This window comes from Streptomyces sp. NPDC044033, assembly GCF_056434425.1.
The window spans coordinates 62,233-85,914 of sequence record NZ_JBWKFF010000014.1; the positions used below are offsets into that span (position 1 = coordinate 62,233).

Genomic DNA, 23,682 nt, shown 5'->3' on the forward strand with positions numbered 1-23,682 from the left:
CGGCAGCTCAACCGGCTGTCCGCAATAACGTCGTGGCTCGCTCATGCGGGAATCATGGTGCCGCTCACCGGGACGGTGGAACCTCGTGCGTTTCCCACTCCGGGACGTCCCACGGCAAGTAGAACGTCCCTGGCGACGTCCCGCGAGCAGGGAGACACTGGTATGCCGAACGAGCGCCTGCGCGCCGTCATGCTGTCCAGAGGGTGGACTCACTCAGACCTGGCCAGAAGGGTCCGCGTCGACCCCAAGACCGTCGAGCGGTGGGTCAATCTGGGGCGCACACCCCGACCCGCGACGGCACTTGAAGCCGCTGAGACGCTAGGGGAGGACGTGCACGCACTATGGCCGCAGCTCCGGCAGACACGAGCAGCGCGGGCCGTCAGCCCCGAACTGGTCGCACTGTACGACCAGCGGGCGGACATGCCGGTGTCGGTCTTTGTGGATCTGTTCGCCCAAGCCCGCCAACGAATTGATGTGTTGGTCTACGCGGCGGTATTCCTGCACGAGGCGTACCCGCGACTCAATACTTTGCTGCGCGAGCGGGCTGCTGAGGGATGCGCGGTCAGGATCGCTGTAGGCGACGCGAGCAGTGCCAACATCCATCAGCGGGGTGAGGAAGAACAGTTCGGGCACGGTATCGAGTCCCGGTGCCGCCTCGCGCTCATGCACTACCTCCCGCTGGCCGGCGCCCCCGGCATCGAACTGCGGACTCACGGCACGACGCTCTACAACAGCCTGTACCGAGCGGACGATCAGGTGTTGGTGAACGCCCACACCTGGGGCGTCAACGCATACGGCACGCCCTTGTGGCACCTTCGACGCAGCGCCGACGGTAGCTTGTTCGGCACCTACGTGGAGAGCTTCAACGCAGTGTGGGAGACAGCCCGGCCCGTGGAAGGGTGAGCCGATGGCACGCACCGAGTACTACGACGACCCGAGCGCCCCGAAGCCCAACAGCCTGGCCGTTGCCGCCTCTGCCGTCGTCACCGACGACAAGGGCCGCATCCTGCTCCAGAAACGCCGTGACAACGGCTTGTGGGCACTGCCCGGGGGCGGAATGGACATGGACGACTCCTTGCCCGGTGCAGCCGTGCGGGAGGTCAAGGAAGAGACGGGCCTGGATGTGGAGATCACAGGGCTCGTCGGCACGTACACCGACCCCCGGCACACCATCGCGTACAGCGACGGAGAGGTACGGCGGCAGTTCAACGTGTGCTTCACGGCGCGCATCGTGGGCGGGACTCCAGCCATCTCGGACGAGAGCACGGAACTCCGCTTCGTGGAGCCGACGGAACTCGACACACTTCCCATGCACCACACGCAACGCCTGCGACTCCAACACTTTCTGGATCGCCGCGCAGAGCCGTACCTCGGATAGGCAGTGAAGAGCACCTCCGTCCCGTACGCGAATGGCGCTGCTGAGTGCCCCGCCCCGCACTGAGCCCCGCGTGCGCGGGGACCATTTCGGCGACGACGCCCAGGGCCAGCCCGCCCTGGGACCACCCCCGCGTGCGCGTGGACCATCCCTGTGCCCGGTGCACCTCCACGTACTGCTCGGGACCACCCCCGCGTACGCGGGGACCATACGACACAGGATCTGTCGCATGACAACAGCCGGGGACCACCCCCGCGTACGCGGGGACCATGGTAGCGAGCTCTGCGGACTGAGTTCCCATGTGGGACCACCCCCGCGTACGCGGGGACCATAGGCCGTGACCTGCTGTTTCAGATCGGCCGACCCAGGTTTTTACCCACTTGCACAGACTCCGGCATACGATACAAAACACCCACCCCCAGCCCGACGACATACCGCTGAGACAACGCAAGCAGCCCAACCAAAGTGCCCGCAACATCACCCAGGAGGCATGGGGCCTCAAGGGTAGTGACCAGCCCCCACGTTCCCGGCCGTCGAGGCGCTGTTCGTGGTCAGCGGAGCGCACGCCGGCCGCGCGGGCGGCGTCGAGGCTGCCCATGAAACTGCCGTTTCGAGCGGGAACCGCAACGCCTCGTACGCCGTGGCCCGCTCGGTACCGCACACCGAGCAGCGTCGCATCCCTGCGCCTCTGATCCACGGCCCCTCATGCCCGCATCGAGGGGGCGCGTGGCCAACTGCCCTGTACGAACGGCCGGTCAGGGTCACTGCGGTCCTGCGTATCTCAGAAGGGAACCGTGGACTGTGGGAAGCTCCCGGCAGCCGAGCTTGAAGGCCCCCGGGAGCACCGGCCCGCGTCGTCTCTCCCGCCTCCCGCCAGGGGAGCCCGAGACGGGCGTGGCCCTGTGCCTCTCCGCCGGGGCGGAGAGGCACTCGCCAGCGAAGGGGCAGGAACCTCATCAGCCTCATCAGGGGCGGATGACGGCGGCCAGCGCCAGTGCCAGCACGCTCACGAACGACGCCCCGGTCACGGCGAATGCGCACGCCCGGCTCACCCGTCGTCCCGCCCCAGAGGCCCGGAAGGCAGCGCCGAACGCGGCGACGAAGCCGTCTCGCCGAGGACCAACCGCCCACGGAACCCCTCGGGCGGTTCGAGGAGTGCGTAGTCGGTGACCGTGCGGCGGTAGTCCCTGTGCCCGGTGTCCTGCGTATGGCGGCGCATCCACTCCTCGATCCAGTCGGGGCTCCCGGCTCGGATCATCTCGCCACAGTCCTTGTCCTCGCCGGTGACACAGTCGGCGCGGTATTCGGGGTGCGTCGCCGGGTCCTGCACGATCGTCCACGGCACGTACCGGTAGATACGGCTCAACGCTGTCGTCTCCTCGTGATCCGTTCGCCCCGAGAGGCGAGGGGGTTCCAGCAATCCGGGTTCCGAGACTGGGGACTTGGGGATGACGAGCACCCCGTCGACACCCCGCTCGGCCATGAGCCGGGACAGCTCCGCCCGCCCCGTACTCCTCATGAGTGCAGCCACCTCATCCGCCCCAACTCTGTTCGCGTCTGACGCTCGCGCCCTCGGAGAGAGGTGCGCTCACCGCACAGAACCGGTCGTGACTCGGATTCGGCGACCTCCGCCTCAACGGCCACGGCGCCCCTTGACTCATCGACCAGTACATGCATCAGTCAACGCGTCGCGATCAAGATCAGTTAACACAGAAGTGACACAGTTCCCCTCCCGCCAAAGGCAGTTGAGCTGACTGCCCCCTGCAACCATGGAAAAGTGGCCTGCATGAGCGATTCGACACCCACCGCAGGTCAGAACATCGCGGTCCTGCGAAAGGCCCTCGGGTGGGGCCAGGGGCAGCTGGCCCGCCGGATGGGCATCTCGGCGTCGCTGCTCCGCAAGGTGGAGGACGGTACGCGCACCGCCACACCTCCCACGATCGCCGCGGCGGCCAGGGCCATGAAGATCACGACGGCCCGCATCTATGGGACGCCGTTCAGCGACCCGAGCGAACAGCGTGTCCTACTGGATGAATTGCGGACGACCGTACGTCGGCACACCCTTCCCAGAGAAGATGTTCCGCCCCTCGCCGAGCTGGCCGCCGGCCTGTGCGAAGCAAACCAACTCCGCGCCGACACCCGGTATCTGGAACTCCTCCGAAAGCTGCCCAAGCTCCTTGATCAAGCAACGGCCGTCGCACTCACAGCGGGTGGGGACGCGCAGGCATGGGGGCAGCTCGCCGACCTTTACGGGTGCGCGTACGCCGTCGCTCACCGGCTCTCGCAAGCAGGTCTGGCCGACATGATCGTGTCCCGCCAGCAGTGGGCTGCCATGCAGACGTGGAATCCGGACGCCGTGGCCGGGGCCGCGTGGAACGAAGCCGGGACGTACCAGAGCGCAGGCGAGTACGGCGACGGGCTCATCATCGTCGACCGGGCCATCGTCCAGTACGAGCAAGCACACGCGACGGACACCCCCGAAGCTGCCATATCGCTGGGCTCGCTTCACCTTCGGGGCGTCGTGCTCGCCAGCAGGGCGAAGGACCGGAACGCGTGGGCGGCCCACAACGAACATGCCAGAGCCCTTGCCGCGCGGTTCCCGCGTGACGTATTGCGGCACAACCTCACATTCGGGCCGGGCAATCAGGCGCTGTACGAGTTGGCCGCGCACGTCGAGCTGGCCCGTCCCGACCGCGCATCGGAAATGGCGCAGCCTCTCATGGACAACCCGCCGCCCGGACTCGGCATGAACCGCGTCGGGCGACTCTGTATCGACACAGCGCGGGCCCGCCTCGACCTCAACGACATTCGAGGCGCAGAAGAAGCGCTCAAGCGCGCACACGAGATCGCACCGCAGATGGCAGAGATCCACCCCATGGCCCGCGAAGTGCTCCGCGTCCTGTTCATCCTGCACCAGCGGAGCAGGCCCGACCTGATAAACCTCGCCCGCCGCTCAGGACTCACGCCAGAGCTGTAGACCTCTACGCCCTCGCCGCTCCCTCAATACCCCTCAGGCCACCGCCAGAGCTCTTCCGCAGCCCACCGCGGGGCCAATACTCACGGTCATCCCGGGCACGCGGTCGACCCCCGTCGACTTCGCCCACCGCGTCCGATGTCTGACCTCCCAGCAGCACAAGCACGCCTCTCCCCGGCGCAAACAGGCCAGCACCGGGGTGCAGTTATGCATGCCGAAAAGGGGTAGGCCCCCCCGCATGCGCGGGGACCATAGGCCGTGACCTGCTCCTTCACCCCGGCAGACCCAGGTTTTCACCCACCTGCCCAGACTCCGGCATACGACAGGAAACGGCCACCCCGAGCCCAAGCCTCCGCAACCCCAACAACCCCCGAGGCCACCCCGCACCCCAATGCCGCAATCGGCCGCCTGCCCCGAACGGACCTGTCGCACCTGTCGAACCTGTCGAACCTGTCAAAGCTGATGGACCTGACGAAGCGGCCAAAGCGCCGACCGCCCCCGCCACTCCCCGTCCCCGCCCCGAGCCTGTCCCCACCCCGCCCCCCGACACACGCCCGCAATCCCCCTATCACAAACCCCCTTCATCGTTGATCGTTGAGCCATACGATCGCAGGTGGTCAAGGCGGTCAACGGAACATGGGGAATCGAACGGAACGTGTGAAAACGAGGGGATACGTGCCATGCCGATCAGCCGCAGACGACTCCTGACAACCGGCGGAAGTCTCGCCCTGACCGGTGGCCTCGCCGCCGCGTGTGGTTCCAACACCGGCCGCGAGGGCGGGGGGTCGGGCAACACGCCCGCCCTCTCCCAGTGGTACCACCAGTACGGCGAGCCCGGCGCCGAGCAGGCCGTGAAGCGGTACGCCGCCGCGTACCGCAAGGCGAAGGTCAGCGTTCAGTGGCGGCCCGGCAACTACGACCAGCAGACCGCCGCGTCCCTGCTGACCGACTCCGGGCCCGATGTCTTCGAGGCCAACGGGCCCACCCTGGACCAGATCCGGGGCGGCCAAGTCCTCGATCTCACCGACCTCATCGCAGACGCGCGGAGCGACTTCAACCCCACCGTACTGGCCCCCAAGACCTACGACGGCAAGATCTGGGGCATCCCGCAGGCCATAGACACCCAGCTCCTCTACTACCGCAAGAGCCTGCTCTCCTCGGCCGGGGTCGAGCCGCCGCGCACGCTCGACGCGCTCGTCGACGCCGCGAAGAAGCTGACCGACAAGCTGAAGGACAAGAGGACCAAGGGGCTCTTCCTCGGCAACGACGGCGGCGTGGGGGTGCTCGGCGGGACGCCGCTCTTCGCGGCCGGGCTGTCGCTCATCACCGACGACGGGAAGACCGGTTTCGACGACCCGGCCGCCGCCCGCGCGCTCGGCAAGGTGCATCAGCTGTACGCGGAGAAGTCGCTGCTGCTCGGCGCACCCGCCGACTGGTCGGACCCATCCGCCTTCATCCAGGGGCTGACCGCGATGCAGTGGTCCGGGCTGTGGGCGCTGCCGCAGATCAAGAAGGCGCTCGGCGACGACTTCGGGGTGCTGCCGTTCCCCGGGGACGGCCCTGACGGCAAGCCCGCCGTGCCGGTCGGCGCGTACGCCTCGGCCGTGAGCGCCCGTAGCAAAGACAGAAAAGCGGCCAAGGCGTACGCCAAGTGGCTCTGGGTCGAGCGGACCGACTACCAGGAGGACTTCGCGCTGTCGTACGGCTTCCACATCCCGGCCCGTACCTCGCTCGCCAAGAAGGCGGCGCGGCTCAGGGAGGGCGCGGCGGCCGACGCGGTGCGGCTGGCGACCGACTACGGCTATGCGGAGCCGCTGCTGTGGACGCCCGCGGCCAAGGTGGCCTACCAGGACGCGCTGAGCCGGATCATCAAGGACGGCGCGAACCCGGAGAGCGAGCTGCGGGCGGTGGTCCGCAAGACCGATGCCGAGCTGCGGCGCGTACGGAAGTCGGCCTGAGTGACGCCCTCCACGCGTAACCGCGCGGGCTTCCCGCGCCGCCGGCCGGGCCGGCCCGCCGCGGAGAGGCCCGGCCCCGCGCCGGACGTCCGCGGCGCCCGTATGGAGCGGCGCTCGCTGCGCGCGAAGCTGCTCGGGCCGCAGAACCGGAACCTGTGGTTCTGGGTCTTCGTCGGCCCGTTCGCGATCGGCCTGGCCCTCTTCACGTACGTGCCACTCGCCTGGAGCGTCTACCTCAGCTTCTTCGACGCCCACAACACCGTCTCCCCCACCCACTTCACCGGCCTCGACAACTACATCTCGATGCTGGGCGACTCCGCCTTCACCAGCAGCCTGTTGACCTTCGTCGTCTTCACGCTCTTCATCGTCCCGGCGACCTACGCGCTGGCCCTGGGGCTGGCGCTCGCGGTCAACCGGCTCCGCTTCGCGCAGGCGTTCTTCCGCTCGGTCTTCTTCCTGCCGGCCGCCTGCTCGTACGTCGTGGCGGCCCTGGTCTGGAAGCTGTCGATCTTCAACGGGGTGCGGTTCGGGCTGGCCAACACCGTCCTGGGCTGGTTCGGCGGCGACCAGACGGCCTGGCTGTCGACCACCCATCCGCCCTGGTACTGGCTGGTCATCGTGACCGTGCGGCTCTGGCTCCAGGCGGGTTTCTACATGATCCTCTTCCTCGCCGGGCTCCAGCGCGTCCCAGCGCAGCTGTACGAGGCCGCCGCCGTGGACGGCGCCCGCGCCGGCTGGCAGACGTTCCGGCACATCACCTTCCCCGCCCTGCGCGCCACGTCCGTCGCGGTCGTCCTGCTGCTGGTCATCAACGCCTTCCAGGCGTTCGACGAGTTCTACAACCTGCTCTCGGACTCCCGCGGCTATCCCCCGTACGCCCGGCCGCCGCTGGTCTACCTCTACTACACGGCGCTCGGCCAGGGGCAGAACCTCGGGCTCGGCAGCGCCGGCGCCGTCATCCTCGCGCTGATCGTCGCCGTGGTGACCGTCGTGCAGGCCCGCTGGTTCAGGCTCGGCCGGAAGGAGGCGTGAGCCACGTGAAGTCCGTGAAGAGTCACGTGAAGTCCGTAAAAGGCCCACGAGCCAACGAAGACGCCCTCACCCGCGCCGGGCGCGCCCTGCGCCTGGTCCTGCTGATCGCCCTCGCCGCTCTCTTCCTGATCCCGTTCTATCTGCTCCTGCGCAACGGCCTCTCCAGCGAACAGGACATCACGTCGGCCGACTGGACCTTCTTCCCCTCCGAGCTGAGGTGGTCGAACCTGCGGGAGCTGTTCGACGACCCGGCCGTGCCGATGGCGCACGCGCTGCTCAACTCCACGCTGATCGCCGTCGCCACGACGGTCGGCACCCTGCTGCTGGCCTCGCTCGCGGGCTACGGTCTGGCCCGCATCCCGTACCGCTTCGCCGACGCCGTCTTCTACGCGATCCTGGGCACCCTGATGGTCCCGGCCGCCGTCACCTTCGTGCCGACGTTCGTGCTGGTCTCCTCGCTGGGCTGGGTCTCCTCGCTGCGCGGCCTGATCGTGCCGACGCTGTTCTCCGCCTTCGCGTGCTTCATCTTCCGCCAGTACTTCCTGGGCTTCCCCAAGGAGTTGGAGGACGCGGCCCACATCGACGGGCTCGGCCACTGGCGCACGTACTGGCGCATCGTGGTGCCCAACTCGCGCCCGGTCTTCGCCGCCGTCGGCACGATCGTCTTCATCGGCGCCTGGAACTCCTTCCTGTGGCCGCTGGTCATCGGGCAGGACAAGAGCGCCTGGACCGTCCAGGTCGCCCTGTCGACGTTCCTGACCTCGCAGACCGTCAACATCCATGAGCTGTTCGTCGCCGCCGCCGTCTCGGTCGTTCCGCTGCTGCTCGTCTTCGTCCTGCTCCAGCGCTACATCGTCGCGGGCGTCGAGCGCTCCGGCATCGACGACTGACCGGAGCCGCGCAGCAGGGCCGCGCCCAGCGGCGTCAGGGTGTGCAGGACGGCGCTGCCCTGCCGCAGGGTGAGGACGAGGCCGGCCTCGCGCAGCACACCGGCGTGCTGGCTGGCCGAGGCCGCCGACACCCCGGCGCGGCGGGCGAGTTCGCTGGTGGTGCAGCCGCCGCCGATCGAGCCGAGTACGGCGGAGCGGGTCTGGCCGACCAGCTTGCCCAGCGAGCGCGGGGCGGCGGCGTCGACGGGCGTGGCCTGCGTCGGATGCCGGACCGGATAGACGAGTACGGGCGTCAGCTGCGGGTTCTGGAAGGTCACCGGGGTGCGGCGGCAGAAGAACGAGGGCAGGAGCAGCAGCCCCCGGCCGTTCAGGTGGAGATCGCGGTCCACCGGGTAGTCGGCCTCCAGAACGGGGGCCCGCCAGCGCAGCATCGGCGGCAGCGAGGAGAGCAGCGCGTCCGCGCCGCCCGCCAGCAGCGCCCGCCCGCGCACGGCCCGGTCCGCCTCGATGCGGGCCTGTACGTGCGTCCAGTAGGGGGCGACGGCGGCGGAGTGGTAGGCGTCGAGCGCGCCGATCAGTTTATGGAACGCCGGTGCCTCGCCCTCGGCCATGGACCGTATCCAGCCAGGCAGGGTGCGGGCGGTGGTGAGGCGGCCCAGTTCGCCGTGCACCCGCTCGGGCGGGGTCGCGCGCACCGCCGCCATCCCGGATTCGAGCCCGAGAACGCCTTCGGGCGGCGTCAGAAAGTCCGGGAAATAGCCGCGCGAGGGAACGAGCGGTCCAAGTAACCTCGTTTCACCATTCAACCGGGTGCGGGTTTCCGAGCGCCAATCCCCGAAGATCGACTCGCCTTGTTTGTCCCGAAGTCTGTGCAGGCTTAAAACGGTTTCCCACAGCGCGTCCGGCCCGCCCGCCAGGCGTAACCGGGCCAGATCGAGTCCAGTGAAGTGGACACGTAACACCAAACCCCCACGTGAGACATGCGAACCACCCCCGGCTCCCTGAGTATGCACGCCGACACAGGCGGTCACCATGCCCTTTTAGCCACAGTTGAAAGGACTCGCGGCGAACATCTCGGAAGCGAAATTCTATTCCTGCGACCGGGGCCGCCCCAGCTCGTTCCCGTGGGGGGTGACGAGTAATAGGCGGCCACCGAGTACGCGCGTCGCGGCCCGAGCCGATGCGGGCTGCGACAACTCCCGGTGGGGGGAGACAGAAGGGGCGGCGTCCCCGCACGGACGCCGCCCCTTCATGGGAAGCGAAGCCCCCCCCGGAACGAGGGTCGGGATGCCCGGTGGCGGCTTCGGTGGTCTGCTCTCGCGCTCTCGCGCTCCCCTCGTTACCTGCTGTCGCTGCCCTTCGACCGCGCGGCCGCCCGGCCCGCCTCCAGGCGCGCGACCGGGATGCGGAACGGCGAGCAGGAGACGTAGTCCAGGCCCACCTCGTGGAAGAAGTGCACCGACTCCGGGTCGCCGCCGTGCTCGCCGCAGACGCCCAGTTTGAGGTCGGGGCGGGTGGCGCGGCCGGCCTTGACGGCGTGCCGTACGAGCGCGCCGACGCCGTCCTGGTCGATGGTCTCGAACGGGCTGACCCCGAAGATGCCCTTCTCCAGGTATGCCGTGAAGAAGCTCGCCTCCACGTCGTCGCGGGAGAAGCCCCACACGGTCTGGGTGAGGTCGTTGGTGCCGAAGGAGAAGAACTCGGCGGCCTCGGCGATCTGACCGGCTGTCAGGGCGGCGCGGGGCAGCTCGATCATGGTGCCGAGCGCGAGCTTCAGCTCCACCCCGGTGGCCTGCCGGACCTCGGCCAGGACCCGCTCGGCGTCCTCGCGGACGATCTCCAGCTCCTGGACGGTGCCCACCAGCGGGATCATGATCTCCGCGCGCGGGTCGCCCTTGGCCTCGATCCGGGCCGCCACGGCCTCGGCGATGGCCCGTACCTGCATGGTGAACAGACCCGGGATGACCAGGCCGAGGCGGACGCCGCGCAGCCCCAGCATCGGGTTCTGCTCGTGCAGCTTGTGCACGGCCTGGAGCAGCCGCAGATCGTTCTCGTTGTGGTCCTCGCGGGACTCGGCGAGCGCGACCCGTACGGACAGCTCGGTGATGTCGGGCAGGAACTCGTGCAGCGGCGGGTCCAGCAGCCGTACGGTCACCGGCAGCCCGTCCATCGACTCGAACAGCTCGATGAAGTCGGCCTTCTGGAGCGGCAGCAAGGCACCCAGTGCCTCCTCGCGCTCGGCCTCGGTGTCGGCGAGGATGAGGTGCTCGACGAGTTCCCGGCGCTCGCCGAGGAACATGTGCTCGGTGCGGCACAGACCGATGCCCTGTGCGCCGAACCGCCGGGCGCGCGAGGCGTCTTCGGCGTTGTCGGCGTTGGCCCGTACCCGCAGCCGGCGCATCCGGTCCGCGTACGCCATGATCCGGTGCACGGCCTTGACCAGCTCGTCGGCGTCGTCCGCGCCCGCGTGCATCCGGCCCTCGAAGTACTCGACGACCGGGGACGGCACGACGGGGACCTCGCCGAGGTAGACCTTGCCGGAGGAACCGTCGATGGAGACGGTGTCGCCCTCCTCGACGACGGTCCCGCCCGGGGTCGTCATCCGCCGCCGCTTGGTGTCGACTTCGAGCTCCTCGGCGCCGCACACACAGGTCTTGCCCATGCCGCGGGCGACGACGGCCGCGTGCGAGGTCTTGCCGCCGCGCGAGGTCAGGATGGCCTCGGCGGCGATCATGCCGTTGAGGTCGTCGGGGTTGGTCTCGCGGCGGATGAGGATGACCTTCTCGCCGGACCGGGACCATTTGACGGCCGTGTACGAGTCGAAGACGGCCTTGCCGACGGCCGCGCCCGGCGAGGCGGCGATGCCCCGGCCCAGCAGCCGCGCGCCCCTCCCGCCGTCGGCCTCCTCGTCGTCGAAGCGCGGGAACATCAGCTGCGCGAGCTGTGCGCCGTTGACCCGCTGGAGCGCCTCGGCCTCGTCGATGAGCCCCTGGTCGACGAGTTGGGTCGCGATCCGGAAGGCGGCGCCCGCGGTGCGCTTGCCGACCCGCGTCTGGAGCATCCACAGCCGGCCGCGCTCGATGGTGAACTCGATGTCGCACAGGTCCTTGTAGTGCGTCTCCAGCGTCTCCATGATCTGCATCAGCCGGTCGTACGACGCCTTGTCGACGGTCTCCAGGTCCGCGAGCGGCACGGTGTTGCGGATGCCCGCGACGACGTCCTCGCCCTGCGCGTTCTGGAGGTAGTCGCCGTAGACGCCCTGCTGGCCGCTGGCCGGGTCGCGGGTGAAGGCGACGCCGGTGCCCGAGTCGGGGCCGAGGTTGCCGAAGACCATGGAGCAGATGGTGACGGCGGTGCCGAGGTCGCCGGGGATGCGCTCCTGGCGGCGGTAGAGCTTGGCCCGTTCGGTGTTCCAGGAGTCGAAGACGGCCCGTACGGCGAGGTCCATCTGCTCGCGGGGCTCCTGCGGGAAGTCGCGGCCGGTCTCCTTGGCGACGATCTCCTTGAACCGCGTGACGAGCTGTTCGAGGTCGCCGGCGTCGAGGTCGACGTCCGTGGCGGCGCCCTTGGCGTGCTTGGCGTCCTCCAGCGCGCCCTCGAAGAGGTCCCCGTCGACGTCGAGCACGGTCTTGCCGAACATCTGGATGAGGCGGCGGTAGGAGTCCCACGCGAACCGCTCGTCACCGGCCTGCGCCGCGAGCCCGGCCACGGACTCGTCGGAGAGCCCGATGTTCAGGACGGTGTCCATCATCCCGGGCATGGAGAACTTGGCGCCGGAGCGCACCGAGACCAGCAGCGGGTCGTCGGCCTGGCCGAGCCGCTTGCCCATCCGCCGCTCCAGGGCGTCGAGGTGCGCACTCACCTCGGCCCGCAGCGCCCCCGGCTCGCTGCCGCTGTCGAGGTAGACCTTGCACGCCTCGGTGGTGATGGTGAAGCCCGGAGGGACGGGCAGACCGAGGTTGGTCATCTCGGCGAGGTTGGCCCCCTTCCCGCCGAGCAGATCCTTCAGGTCCTTGTTGCCCTCGGTGAAGTCGTAAACGAACTTCTGGCGATCTTCTTGTTCCGGCACGGGACTGTCTCCTCGCGGACGGCTGCCCTGACGGCGAGGAACATACCCAGATCGAAGGCGTCTGGGTACGTCCACTTGGCCGTCATACGGGCGTAACCACTCTGCTGCCGCGAGATCGAAAGGACCAGGCCCGACACCGCACGGCTCCACCGCCTTCACATGTCGAAGGGATGACTCCGTCCAGCCACTCACCCCTCCGCCAGGCTGACGCTCGGTGACCGTTTCCTTGATCATCCGAACCCAAGAAGGGTGGCACCCAGTGCCACCCTTTGGGAAGTGCACTCCGCTCGAATTCGCTCATCTGAGCAGAACCCTTATCAGAGGTGGCGAGAATCACGCCGTCGCACGCGCCCGCGTTCCGCTATCCGGACCTACGGGCCCGGTCGCGCGGTGTCAGCCGCCCGACGTGTCCAACTCCGCCTCGGCGCCCACCTCCGCGCGGTCGTACGGGTCGTTCAGCCAGCCGTCCGGCAGGACCACCCGGTTGCGGCCCGAGGTGCGTCCGCGCGGCCCATCGGCGCCCGCCGGCCACGCCTGGTCGAGATCCAGCTCGCTCATCAGAGCGCCCAGCTCGTCCAGGGACGAGGTGATGGCGAGCCGCTTGCGCATCTCGGAGCCGACCGAGAAACCCTTGGTGTACCAGGCCACATGCTTGCGGAAGTCGATGACGCCCCGCTCCTCGCTCTCCAGCCACCGGGCCAGCAGCTCCGCGTGGCGCAGCATGACCTTGGAGACCTCGCCCAGCGTCGGCGCCGCGTACGCCACACCCGTACCGCCCGTACCCGCGCCCTCGAAGGCGGCCACCAGATCGCCGAAGAGCCAGGGCCGCCCCAGGCAGCCCCGGCCGACCACGACGCCGTCGCAGCCGGTCTCGCGCACCATGCGCAGGGCGTCGTCCGCCGACCAGATATCGCCATTTCCGAGCACCGGGATCTCGGGGACGCTCTCCTTGAGGCGCGCGATGGACTCCCAGTCCGCCGTGCCGCCGTAGTGCTGCGCCGCCGTCCGCCCGTGCAGCGCGATGGCCGTGACACCCTCGTCCACGGCGATGCGGCCGGCGTCGAGATAGGTGATGTGGTCGTCGTCGATGCCCTTGCGCATCTTCATCGTGACCGGCAGCCCGCCCGCGCCCGTGACGGCCTCGCGCAGGATCGAGCGCAGCAGATTGCGCTTGTACGGCAGCGCCGAACCGCCGCCCTTGCGGGTCACCTTGGGCACCGGGCAGCCGAAATTGAGGTCGATGTGGTCGGCCAGGTCCTCGTCCACGATCATCCGTACGGCCTTGCCGACGGTGGCCGGGTCCACCCCGTACAGCTGGATCGAGCGCGGCCGCTCGCTCCCGTCGAAGTGGATCAGCCGCATCGTCTTGGCGTCCCGCTCGACCAGCGCCCGCGTCGTGATCATCTCGCTCACGAACAGCCCCTTGCCGCCCGAGAACTCACGGCACAGCGTGCGGAAGGGGGCGTTGGTGATCCCCGCCATCGGCGCGAGGACCACCGGCGGCTGCACCGAGTGGGGACCGATCTTCAGCTGCGTCATCGAGGGCTTCCTTGCGCGGGGGAACTGGCCGGACCTCCCATTGTCCCGCACACCCGGCGAGGGCTCGCGTCTGTCCCGCTTCCGGCAGGGGCTCGCGCCCGCCCCCACGCTTCCGGCGGGGACGGGCGGCCCGCGCCTTCGGCCAGGGCCGGCCGCTGTCCCGCGCCTCCGTTTACGGGGCGCGGACCTCTGTCGAGCGCCCGCGCCCCGTAAACGGAGGGAGGCACCGGAGTCGCGTCGAACTGATCGTTGTAGCGTTCGAACATGTCCGAGCTGAACCATCGTCGGCGGATGCTCGTCCTGGCGATCTGCTGTATGAGCCTGCTGATCGTCAGCCTCGACAACACCGTGCTCAATGTCGCCCTGCCCTCCATGCAGAAGGAGCTGGGCGCCAGCGTCTCCGGCATGCAGTGGACGATCGACGCCTACACCCTGGTCCTCGCCGCGCTGCTGATGCTCGCGGGCTCGACCGCCGACCGCATCGGCCGCCGCCGCGTCTTCAAGGCCGGCCTCGTGCTCTTCACCGTCTCCTCGGCCCTGTGCAGCATGGCGCCCAGCCTGCCCTGGCTGATCGCCTTCCGGATGCTCCAGGCCGTCGGCGGCTCGATGCTCAACCCCGTGGCGATGTCGATCATCACCAACACCTTCACGGAACCGAAGGAGCGGGCCCGCGCCATCGGGGTGTGGGGCGGCGTGGTCGGCATCAGCATGGCCGCGGGTCCCGTGGTCGGCGGGCTGCTCGTGCAGACGGTCGGCTGGCGCTCGATCTTCTGGATCAACCTTCCGGTCGGGGTGGCCGCGCTCCTGCTGACCATCCGGTACGTGCCGGAGTCGCGCGCCCCCGAGCCGCGCCGCCCCGACCCGATCGGCCAGCTGCTGGTCATCGGGGTGCTCGGCGCCCTTACGTACGCGATCATCGAGGCCCCCGGCGCGGGCTGGACCTCCCCGCTGATCCTCGGCTTCGCGGCGGTCGCCGCCGCCTCGCTCGCCGGGCTGCTTTACTACGAGCGGCGGCGCGCACAGCCACTGATCGACCTGCGCTTCTTCCGCAGCGCGCCGTTCAGCGGCGCCACGGTCATAGCGATCTGCGCCTTCGCCTCGCTCAGCGGCTTCCTATTCCTCAACACCCTCTACCTCCAGAACGTGCGCGGGCTCTCGGCCCTGCACGCCGGGCTGTGGATGCTGCCGATGGCGGCCATGACGCTCATCTTCGCGCCGCTGTCCGGGCGGCTCGTCGGCAGCCGCGGCCCACGGCTGTCCCTGGTGTGCGCGGGGACCGCGATGGCGGCCAGCGGGGTGGTGTTCGCCGCCTTCGAAGGGGAGTCGCACGTGCCGCTGCTGTTCGCCGGGTACGTACTGTTTGGCATCGGCTTCGGGCTGGTCAACGCCCCGATCACCAACACCGCCGTGTCCGGCATGCCGCGCAGCCAGGCGGGCGTGGCCGCCGCCGTCGCCTCCACCAGCCGGCAGGTCGGCGGCTCGCTGGGCGTAGCGGTGATCGGCGCGGTGCTGGCGTCGGGCGTGCGGGGCGGCCACTACAGCCTGGCCGGCTTCACGGACGCGAGCCGCCCGGCCTGGTGGATCATCACCGGGTGCGGCGCGGCCGTCCTGCTGCTGGGCGCGCTGACCACCGGACGCTGGGCGAAGGGGACGGCGCGCCACGCGGCCGTCCTCTTCGAGGAACCGCCGCGCCCGGGTCAGACCTCCCCGGCCGACCGCGAGGACGGGCCCGCCAGCACCAGTTCGTGAAGCCGGTGCAGCCGCTCGCGGGTCTCCTCGTCCCCGGGGGTGTAGGTCAGCAGCCGGGGGCCGGAGTTCGGGCCGGTCCATAGGGCGGTGTACTGCATGCGCAGCAGGCCGACGCGTGACTGCCGGAAGATCCAGGTGCGCGTGGTGGCCCGTACGACCTCGTGCCGTGCCCAGAGGTCGCGGAACTCCGGCGACTCGTCCTGCAACCGCTTGAGCATCGCCTTCCAGGCGGGCTCGGCGAGGTGCTCGGCCATGGAGGCGCGGAACTTGGCGGCCATCGAACGGACCACCTCGTCGCGGTTGACCAGGCTGGCCGACCAGGCGGCGTTGGTGAAGGCCAGCAGCATGCAGTTGCGGTCCTCCTGCGGGAGCGCGTCGAGGTCGCACATCAGCTGCCCGTACGTGCGGTTGTGGGCGAGGATGTCGTAGCGGCTGTTCTGCACGCAGGCCGGGAAGGGCTCCAGCTGGCGGAGCATCGTACGAAGCGACTCGGAGACCCCCGCGCACTCGGCGTTGGGGTGCGGGTCGGCGGTCCCGGCGAGGGCGAAGAGGTGGAAGCGCTCGCTGTGGTCGAGCATCAGGGCGCGGGCCAGGGAGTCCAGCACCTGCGCCGAGACCTTTATGTCGCGGGCCTGCTCCAGCCACGTGTACCAGGTGACGCCGACGGCGGCGAGGTGGGCGACCTCCTCCCGGCGCAGGCCGGGGGTGCGGCGGCGCTGGCCGCGGGCGAGGCCGGCCTGCTCGGGGGTTATTCGCTCGCGGCGGCTGCGGAGGAAGGCGGCGAGCTCGCTGCGGCGGACGTCGGCGCCGGTGCCGCGGGGGGTCGTGGGCTCGGTCGTGGGCCGCGCCGCGGCCCCTGCCACGCCCCTTGCCGTGCGGCCGGACTCTTGCGCCATGGTGGTCATGGGGTCAAGGATGCCGGAGGGCGCAGGGGGTTGCCAGGTACTGCCAGTACCAGGATAAGCAGACACTGGTACCTGGCTGAGAGTCCGGCGATGCTCGTCCGGTGACCACCGCGACCTCACGGGCAAAGACCCCCGCATCCGCTCCTTCCGCTCCCTCCGTCCCTGCCGATCCTGCCCACCCTGCCGACCCTTCTGCCGCCGCCTCCCCCGCCCTGACCACGCTCGGCCTCGTGACCGTGCTGATCGGCGCGGCGCTGCCGATGATCGACTTCTTTATCGTCAATGTGGCGCTGCCCACGATCGACCGCGATCTGCACGCGGGCCCCGCGATGCTGGAAATGGTCGTCGGCGGGTACGGCGTCGCGTACGCCGTGCTGCTGGTGCTCGGCGGGCGGCTCGGCGACATGATCGGCCGGCGGCGGCTGTTCCTGTGGGGCACGGTGGCGTTCGGCGTGACCTCGGTGGCGTGCGGTCTGGCGCCCGACGCCTGGACGCTGGTGGCGGCCCGGGTGGCGCAGGGCGCGGCCTCCGCGCTGATGCTGCCGCAGGTGCTGGCGACCATCCAGGCCACCACCAGCGGGCAGCGCCGCGGCAAGGCGCTGAGCATGTACAGCGGCACGGCGGGGGTGGCCAGCGCGGTCGGCCAGGTGCTCGGCGGAGTGCTGGTCTCCATCGACCTCGCCGGGACCGGCTGGCGCTCGATATTCCTGGTCAACGCGCCGGTCGCGGTCGTCGCGCTGCTGCTCGCGGTACGTACGGTCCCCGAGACCCGCTCCGCGCACCCGACCCGGGTGGACGGCCCCGGCACGGCGCTGCTGTCGCTCACGCTGGTCTCGCTGCTGCTGCCGCTGACGGAGGGCCGCGCGGCGGGGTGGCCGGTGTGGTCGTGGGTGCTGCTGGCCGTCTTCCCGTTCGCGGCGGCGGCGTTCGTCGTCGTCGAGCGCCGGGCGGAGCGTTCGGGCCGCACGCCGCTGGTGCCGCCGTCGCTGCTGCGGGTCCAGTCGATGCGCAGCGGGCTCTCGATGCTGGTGCCGTTCTCCCTCGGCTGGGGCGGCTTCATGTTCGTCATCGCGGTGGCGCTGCAGGACGGGCTGCGGCTCGGCCCGATGGCGGCGGGGCTGGCGCTGTTGCCGCTGTGCGTGACGTTCTTCATCGGCACGCTGGTCGGCCCCCGGCTGGTGGGCCGGTTCGGCAGCCGTGCGGTGACGGCGGGCGCCCTGGTCCAGGCGACGGGACTGATATCGCTCCTGGCCACCTTCTACTGGGGCTGGGACGGCCTCGGCGCCGTGGGCCCCGCCCCGGCACTGGCCGTCCTCGGCCTGGGACAGGGCCTGCTGCTGCCGCTGACGATACGGATCGTGCTGAGCGAGGTCCCGGTCGCCCAGGCCGGGGTCGGCGGCGGCGTGCTCGTCACGACGCAGCAGTCCTTCATGGCCCTGGGCGTGGCCACGCTCGGCACGCTCTTCCTGTCCCTGGCCCCGTCGATGGGTATGCGCGACGCGCTGGTGGTGACGCTGGCCGCGCAACTCGTGGCGGTGGCGGTGACGGTCGCCCTGAGCCTGCGGCTGCCGCGGACGGTGCGATGACGGTTCGGCGGGCGCCGGTGCCGGGGCGGGGCGGGCGGGGCGGTGACGGGTGCGGCGCGCGGCGCGCGGCGCAGGCAAGGCGCGCGGCGCGGTCCGGGCGGGGGCCCGGCGCTGGACCCCCGCCCGGCCCGGACCGACCCGGACCGACCCGGCGCGGACCGGCTCCCTCAGGCCACGCCCAGGAAGCGGAGCACCGCCAGTACCCGGCGGTGGTCCGCGTCCGCCTTGGGGAGGTCGAGCTTGGCGAGGATGCTGTTGATGTGCTTGGCGACCGCGCTCTCGCTCACCACGAGCTGTCCCGCGATCCCGGCGTTGGAACGCCCGCCCGCCATCAGCTCCAGGACCTCGCGCTCGCGCCGGGTGAGCCGGTCCAAGGGGTCGCTGTGGCGGCGTACGAGCAGCTGCGACACCACCTCCGGGTCGAGGGCCGTGCCGCCGGCCGCGACGCGGCGCAGCGCGTCGATGAACTCCTCGACGTCGGCGACCCGTTGCTTGAGGAGGTAGCCGACGCCGTTGGTGTTGGCGGAGAGCAGATCGGCGGCGTACCGCTCCTCGACGTACTGCGAGAGCAGCAGCACCGCCACGTCCGGCCACTGCCGCCGGATGACCAGGGCGGCCCGTACGCCCTCGTCGGTGAAGCCCGGCGGCATGCGGACGTCCACGACGGCGATGTCCGGCCGGTGCTCCTCCACGGCCGCCAGCAGCCCCTCCGCGTCCCCCACCTCCGCGACCACCTCGAATCCGGCCGCTTCCAGGACCTTCACCAGGCCGATCCTGAGCAGGACGGAATCCTCGGCGATCACAGCGCGCACGGCAGCTCCACGGTGACGATGGTCGGACCCCCGGCGGGGCTGCTGACAGAGAACGTGCCGTCGACCGACGCGACGCGCTTGGCGAGCCCGGCGAGCCCGGTGCCCGCGGCCGGGTCCGCGCCCCCCACGCCGTCGTCGGCGATGACCACCAGCAGTGTCCCACCGAACCGTTCGACGGTGACCGCCGCCTCCGACGCCTGGGCGTGCTTGACCACATTGGCGAGCGCCTCGGAGACGACGAAGTAGGCGACCGCCTCGATCGTGGCGGAGGGCCGCGTGGGCAGGTCCACCGTCAGCCGTACGGGCAGCGGGGCCCGCGCCGCGATGCCGGAGAGCGCGGCGTCCAGGCCCCGGTCCTCCAGCACGGCCGGGTGCAGCCCCCGTACGAGGTCGCTCAGCTCGGCGATCGCCTCCTTCGCCTCCCGGTGCGCTTCGTCGATCACCGCGCGGGCCTGGTCGGACAGTTCGTCGCCGAGCGTGGCCCTGGCCAGGCCCAGGTTGACCGCCATGGAGACGAGGCGCTGCTGCGCGCCGTCGTGCAGGTCCCGTTCGATGCGCCGGCGTTCGTCGTCCGCCGCGTCCACGACGCCCGCGCGGCTCTCGGTGAGGTCCTCGACCCGGCGGGCGAGCTTCTCCTCCCGGCTGGGGCCGAGCAGGGCGATGGCGTTGCGGGTGTCGAGCCGGGCGAGGGCGCCGGTCAGCCAGGCCGAGCCGTAGAGCGCGGCGACGCCGATGGCGGTGATGTACGCGGCATGCGTCGAGTAGCCGTGCCAGCTGAGCCGCCAGTGCAACGGCAGTGCCCAGATCCAGAGGTAGATCGTGGCGGCCACCGCCGACGTGATGCCCGTGAGGAGGGTCAGCAGTCCGCCGAAGGCGACGGCCGGGCCCAGCAGCAGGTGGTAGCGCAGCTCCCGCGCGGTCGCCCGGGACCGCAGCCACCAGAGAGCACGCCGCCGCCCTGCCCCGCGCCCGTCGCCTTCGGGGGCGCGCTCGCGCGGGGGCAGCCGCGGGATGTCCACGCCGCGCATGCGCCGGAAGCGGCTGCGCTGTCCGGCGGTGAGCGCGGGTGACGCGATCGCGACGAAGGGCAGCGGGAGGGCGACCGCCAGGAGGATGTCCACCATCGAGGACGGCACGTAGACGAGCCACGGCACGGCCATGACGCATACGAAGACGTACTGGTTCAGGATGCCCGCGACGGCGAACGCGGTGGCACCGCGAGTGCCCTTGAAGTGCCGCCGCCAGACGGTGGGGATGCGCATGCAAGCACGGTAAGCGCCCTGACCAGGGCGGAACCATGTCACTGCCGCCCGTTCCGGGGGTATAGCTGGCACCACCCCCGAACGGACAGCCACGCTACTGACCGCGGCGCCCCGGCGGTGGAGGCTGGTGACCGTGCAGAAGCCACCGGCCGATGAGGAGCCCGTCCCCGTGAACGTACTTGAGCTGCGGTCCCGCGCCGAGTCGGTGGAAGCCGCTGCCGATGCCGATGCCGCTCCCGCCGAGGTCATCGAGTTGTGGGGCGACGCACCCGCGTTCCCCGCGGAGCCCGATCCGCGCGTCCGCCGCGCCCGCCGGCTCGGCTACGTCCTCGTGGGGTGCGGTCTGGCGCTGCTCCCCTGGCTCTTCGTGCTCGCCATCGGCCTCCCGACCTCGACGACCGCCGCGCACTGGTCCGCGGCCTGGGTGGGCCTCGACGCGCTGGAGGCGCTCGCCCTCATCGGTACGGGCGTGCTGGCCGTACGCCGCGACCGCAACCGGTCCGTGGCCGCCGGCGCCACGGCGATGCTGCTGGTGGTGGACGCGTGGTTCGACGTGATGACGGCCGCACCGGGCGCGGACTTCGCCACCGCCCTGGCCATGGCCCTGATCGTGGAACTGCCACTGGCGGCGCTGTGCGTCGTCCTCGCCGTACGGGAGTCCTCGAACGCCGTACGGGCTTAAGGGGCGCGCTTCCCCCGGACCGCCGGGCGGTGTCCTCAATCGCCGGACGGGCTTGATAGGGCGAGGCCGACAACAACAATCGCCGGGCGGGCTCTGAAGAGCCCGCCCGGCGATTGAGGGCGAAGCGGCCAAGGCCGCAACCACCGGCCCGAGCCACGTCACATCAAGCCCGCCCGGCGATTGAGGGCAGAGGCGCCGGCGCAAGCCGGCAGCAGGGGCAGCAGCCTGCGAACTAGCAGCCGAGCAGCCGACTCCCCAGGTACGCCTCGATCTGGTCGAGCGACACCCGCTCCTGCTTCATGGTGTCGCGCTCGCGCACCGTCACCGCGTTGTCGTCCAGGGTGTCGAAGTCGACCGTCACGCAGAACGGCGTGCCGATCTCGTCCTGGCGACGGTAGCGGCGGCCGATGGCGCCCGCGTCGTCGAACTCGATGTTCCAGTTGCGGCGCAGGTCCGTCGCCAGCCCCTTGGCCTTCGGGGAGAGCTGCGGGTTGCGCGACAGCGGCAGGACGGCGACCTTGACCGGCGCGAGGCGCGGGTCGAGCCGCATCACGGTGCGCTTCTCCATGACGCCCTTGGCGTTGGGCGCCTCGTCCTCGTTGTACGCGTCGAGCATGAAGGCGAGCATGGCGCGGTTGAGGCCGGCCGCCGGCTCGATGACGTACGGGAACCAGCGCTCGCCGGCCTCCTGGTCGAAGAACGACAGGTCCTGGCCGGAGCCCTTGGAGTGCGCCTTGAGGTCGAAGTCGGTGCGGTTGGCCACGCCTTCGAGCTCGGAGTACTCGGTGCCGCCGAAGTTGAAGCGGTACTCGATGTCAACGGTGCGCTTGGAGTAGTGGGAGAGCTTCTCGGCGGCGTGCTCGTACCACCGCATGTTCTCCTCGCGCAGGCCGAGGCCGGTGTACCAGCTCCAGCGCTGCTCCATCCAGTACTCGTGCCACTGCTCGTCCTCGCCGGGCTTGACGAAGAACTCCATCTCCATCTGCTCGAACTCGCGGGTGCGGAAGATGAAGTTGCCCGGCGTGATCTCGTTGCGGAACGACTTGCCGGTCTGCGCGATGCCGAACGGCGGCTTCTTGCGGGAAGTCTGCTGCACCTGCGCGAAGTTGGTGAAGATGCCCTGGGCGGTCTCGGGGCGCAGGAAGGTGACGGCCCCGGAGTCCTGGGTCGGGCCGAGGTGGGTGGCCAGCAGGCCGGAGAACTGCTTGGGCTCGGTGAAGCTGCCCTTGTTCCCGCAGTGCGGGCAGTTGATGTCGGCCAGCCCGTTGGCGGGCGACTTGCCGTGCTTGGCCTCGTACGCCTCCTCCAAGTGGTCCGCGCGGAACCGCTTGTGGCAGGAGGTGCACTCGGTGAGCGGGTCGGTGAACGTGGCGACGTGGCCCGAGGCCTCCCAGACCTCACGGGCCAGGATCACCGACGAGTCGAGACCGACGACGTCGTCGCGCGAGGTGACCATGGAGCGCCACCACTGGCGCTTGATGTTCTCCTTGAGCTCGACGCCGAGGGGGCCGTAATCCCAGGCGGCGCGCTGACCGCCGTAGATCTCACTGCACGGGTACACGAAGCCACGGCGCTTGCTCAGGCTGACGATGGTGTCGATCTTGTCGGCGGCCACGGTGCTCTCTTCATTGCGACGACGGATGTCGGATGGGGCGGCGCGTAGCGCCTCGTTGGGGGGTGGTGGTCGGGAGACGGGCGGGCGAATGCTTCAGGTTACCGGCGGCTCCACCCCCCTAATCAAATCGGTTCCGCGACCACCTGCCGCGACCTGGCTCACACTCTCCGTTGTTGACAATCGTTTCCAATTTTGTTGAAAATGAGTGTCATGAACGTACGCCGCACCGGCTTCACCCGAATACCCACTGTCACCGTCGCCGCCGTCGCCGCGGCCGGCCTCCTCGCGCTCTCCGCCTGCTCCTCGGACGGCGCGGCCAAGAGCAAGGACGGCAAACTGAACGTCACGGCGTCGTTCTACCCGCTGGAATTCCTCGCCCGGCAGATCGGCGGGGACCACGTCAGCGTCACGGACCTGACCAAGCCGGGCGTCGAGCCGCACGATCTGGAGCTCACCCCGAAGCAGACCGCCGCTCTCGGCGAATCCGGCGCGGTCGTCTACCTCAAGGGCCTCCAGCCCGCCGTCGACGACGCCGTCAAGCAGTCCGGCGTGAAGCACGTCGCCGACGCCGCCTCCCTCACCCACCTCGAAGAGCACGGCACCGAGGTCGACGGGCGCCACCACACCACCAAGGACAACGGCGCCTCCCACGACGGCGGCGACGAGCACGAGCACGGCCATGAACACGGCCACAGCGCCGCCGGCGACCCGCACATCTGGCTCGACCCCGTGAAGTACGCCGAGGTCGCCAAGGGCGTGAACAAGACCCTCGCCGAGGCCGACCCCGACCACAAGGCCGACTTCCAGAAGAACACCGACGCCCTCGTCAAGAAGCTCGGTGCCCTCGACGAGTCGTACCGCAGCGGGCTGAAGAGCCGCGGCTCCGACACCTTCATCACCACCCACGCCGCCTTCGGCTACCTCGCCGAGCGGTACGGGCTCGTCGAAGAGGCCATCGGCGGCATCGACCCCGAGGCCGAGCCCAGCGCCGCCCGCGTCAAGGACCTGCATAAACTCGCCAAGGACCACGACGTGAGCACCGTCTTCTTCGAGACCCTCGCCAGCCCCGCCACCGCCAAGACGCTGGCCGGCGACCTGAAGCTGAAGACCGATGTGCTCGACCCGCTCGAAGGCATCACGGACAAGTCCAAGGGCCACGACTACTTCGAGGTCATGACGTCCAACCTCAAGGCCCTGCAGAAGGCGCTCGGCACCAAGTGAGCCAGGCCCACGC

At 70.1% G+C, this 23,682-nt stretch carries 19 protein-coding genes; 10 read left to right on the forward strand and 9 right to left on the reverse strand.

From position 1 onward, the window contains the following. The first annotated feature begins 162 nt into the window (after positions 1–162). Both AC07AB_RS23980 and AC07AB_RS23985 read left to right on the forward strand, forming a co-directional pair. Complete coding sequence (locus tag AC07AB_RS23980; protein ID WP_478570207.1) at positions 163–903, forward strand: helix-turn-helix domain-containing protein; 741 nt, start codon at positions 163–165, stop codon at positions 901–903. A 4-nt stretch (positions 904–907) separates the two neighbouring features. Then, positions 908–1,378 (forward strand): NUDIX hydrolase, encoded by a 471-nt coding sequence (locus tag AC07AB_RS23985; protein ID WP_478570209.1) that lies wholly within the window; start codon positions 908–910, stop codon positions 1,376–1,378. A 495-nt stretch (positions 1,379–1,873) separates the two neighbouring features. Here the strand turns inward: AC07AB_RS23985 and AC07AB_RS23990 are convergent, their stop codons facing one another. Then, complete coding sequence (locus AC07AB_RS23990; RefSeq protein ID WP_478570211.1) at positions 1,874–2,341, reverse strand: DUF6255 family natural product biosynthesis protein; 468 nt, start codon at positions 2,339–2,341, stop codon at positions 1,874–1,876. 82 nt (positions 2,342–2,423) lie between these two features. After that, a complete protein-coding gene (locus AC07AB_RS23995) occupies positions 2,424–2,894 on the reverse strand; it encodes a DUF7848 domain-containing protein (RefSeq protein WP_478570213.1) in 471 nt (156 codons plus the stop codon). A 267-nt stretch (positions 2,895–3,161) separates the two neighbouring features. Here AC07AB_RS23995 and AC07AB_RS24000 point away from each other — a divergent pair, with 267 nt between their 5' ends. The 4 genes from AC07AB_RS24000 (at position 3,162) to AC07AB_RS24015 (ending at position 8,229) form a co-directional block, all read left to right on the forward strand. Beyond that, on the forward strand, positions 3,162–4,352 hold the full coding sequence (locus tag AC07AB_RS24000) for a helix-turn-helix domain-containing protein (RefSeq protein ID WP_478570216.1): 1,191 nt from the start codon (positions 3,162–3,164) through the stop codon (positions 4,350–4,352). A 677-nt stretch (positions 4,353–5,029) separates the two neighbouring features. After that, positions 5,030–6,307: an ABC transporter substrate-binding protein gene (locus tag AC07AB_RS24005; protein WP_478570218.1), complete on the forward strand. Its 1,278-nt coding sequence runs from the start codon at positions 5,030–5,032 to the stop codon at positions 6,305–6,307. A gap of 102 nt (positions 6,308–6,409) precedes the next feature. Beyond that, on the forward strand, positions 6,410–7,339 hold the full coding sequence (locus tag AC07AB_RS24010; protein ID WP_478570571.1) for a carbohydrate ABC transporter permease: 930 nt from the start codon (positions 6,410–6,412) through the stop codon (positions 7,337–7,339). Between the two features lie 5 nt (positions 7,340–7,344). Further along, the gene (locus tag AC07AB_RS24015) at positions 7,345–8,229 is read left to right on the forward strand and encodes a carbohydrate ABC transporter permease (protein WP_478570220.1); all 885 of its coding nucleotides are present in this window, start codon (positions 7,345–7,347) and stop codon (positions 8,227–8,229) included. Here the strand turns inward: AC07AB_RS24015 and AC07AB_RS24020 are convergent. From AC07AB_RS24020 to dusB, 3 genes are all read right to left on the reverse strand, one after another. Further along, positions 8,187–9,191, reverse strand: a complete 1,005-nt coding sequence (locus AC07AB_RS24020; RefSeq protein WP_478570574.1) for an ArsR/SmtB family transcription factor — start codon at positions 9,189–9,191, stop codon at positions 8,187–8,189. The genes AC07AB_RS24015 and AC07AB_RS24020 overlap by 43 nt on opposite strands. Before the next feature lie 377 nt (positions 9,192–9,568). After that, positions 9,569–12,298 (reverse strand): pyruvate, phosphate dikinase, encoded by a 2,730-nt coding sequence (gene ppdK / locus AC07AB_RS24025; RefSeq protein ID WP_478570223.1) that lies wholly within the window; start codon positions 12,296–12,298, stop codon positions 9,569–9,571. 393 nt (positions 12,299–12,691) lie between these two features. Continuing rightward, on the reverse strand, positions 12,692–13,837 hold the full coding sequence (gene dusB, locus AC07AB_RS24030; RefSeq protein ID WP_478570226.1) for a tRNA dihydrouridine synthase DusB: 1,146 nt from the start codon (positions 13,835–13,837) through the stop codon (positions 12,692–12,694). A 264-nt stretch (positions 13,838–14,101) separates the two neighbouring features. Between dusB and AC07AB_RS24035 the strand changes: the two genes are divergently transcribed. Next, positions 14,102–15,586, forward strand: a complete 1,485-nt coding sequence (locus AC07AB_RS24035) for an MFS transporter (protein WP_478570229.1) — start codon at positions 14,102–14,104, stop codon at positions 15,584–15,586. Here the strand turns inward: AC07AB_RS24035 and AC07AB_RS24040 are convergent. Beyond that, on the reverse strand, positions 15,535–16,491 hold the full coding sequence (locus AC07AB_RS24040) for a helix-turn-helix transcriptional regulator (protein ID WP_478570231.1): 957 nt from the start codon (positions 16,489–16,491) through the stop codon (positions 15,535–15,537). The two genes, AC07AB_RS24035 and AC07AB_RS24040, sit on opposite strands and share 52 nt — an antisense overlap. A 101-nt stretch (positions 16,492–16,592) precedes the next feature. Between AC07AB_RS24040 and AC07AB_RS24045 the strand changes: the two genes are divergently transcribed. Next, positions 16,593–18,077: an MFS transporter gene (locus AC07AB_RS24045; protein WP_478570234.1), complete on the forward strand. Its 1,485-nt coding sequence runs from the start codon at positions 16,593–16,595 to the stop codon at positions 18,075–18,077. A 167-nt stretch (positions 18,078–18,244) separates the two neighbouring features. Here the strand turns inward: AC07AB_RS24045 and AC07AB_RS24050 are convergent, their stop codons facing one another. Next, positions 18,245–18,889, reverse strand: a complete 645-nt coding sequence (locus AC07AB_RS24050) for a response regulator transcription factor (RefSeq protein WP_478570236.1) — start codon at positions 18,887–18,889, stop codon at positions 18,245–18,247. After that, on the reverse strand, positions 18,877–20,151 hold the full coding sequence (locus AC07AB_RS24055) for a sensor histidine kinase (RefSeq protein ID WP_478570238.1): 1,275 nt from the start codon (positions 20,149–20,151) through the stop codon (positions 18,877–18,879). The genes AC07AB_RS24050 and AC07AB_RS24055 overlap by 13 nt, the downstream gene beginning before the upstream one ends. Before the next feature lie 169 nt (positions 20,152–20,320). Here AC07AB_RS24055 and AC07AB_RS24060 point away from each other — a divergent pair, with 169 nt between their 5' ends. Continuing rightward, complete coding sequence (locus tag AC07AB_RS24060; protein WP_478570240.1) at positions 20,321–20,833, forward strand: hypothetical protein; 513 nt, start codon at positions 20,321–20,323, stop codon at positions 20,831–20,833. Between the two features lie 232 nt (positions 20,834–21,065). On the opposite strand, the gene AC07AB_RS24065 is transcribed toward AC07AB_RS24060, so the two are convergent. Further along, the gene (locus AC07AB_RS24065; RefSeq protein ID WP_478570242.1) at positions 21,066–22,448 is read right to left on the reverse strand and encodes a glycine--tRNA ligase; all 1,383 of its coding nucleotides are present in this window, start codon (positions 22,446–22,448) and stop codon (positions 21,066–21,068) included. Positions 22,449–22,658: 210 nt separating this feature from the next. Here AC07AB_RS24065 and AC07AB_RS24070 point away from each other — a divergent pair, with 210 nt between their 5' ends. Then, positions 22,659–23,669, forward strand: coding sequence for a metal ABC transporter substrate-binding protein (locus AC07AB_RS24070; protein WP_478570244.1), 1,011 nt, complete (start codon positions 22,659–22,661; stop codon positions 23,667–23,669). The last annotated feature ends 13 nt before the right edge of the window (positions 23,670–23,682 follow it).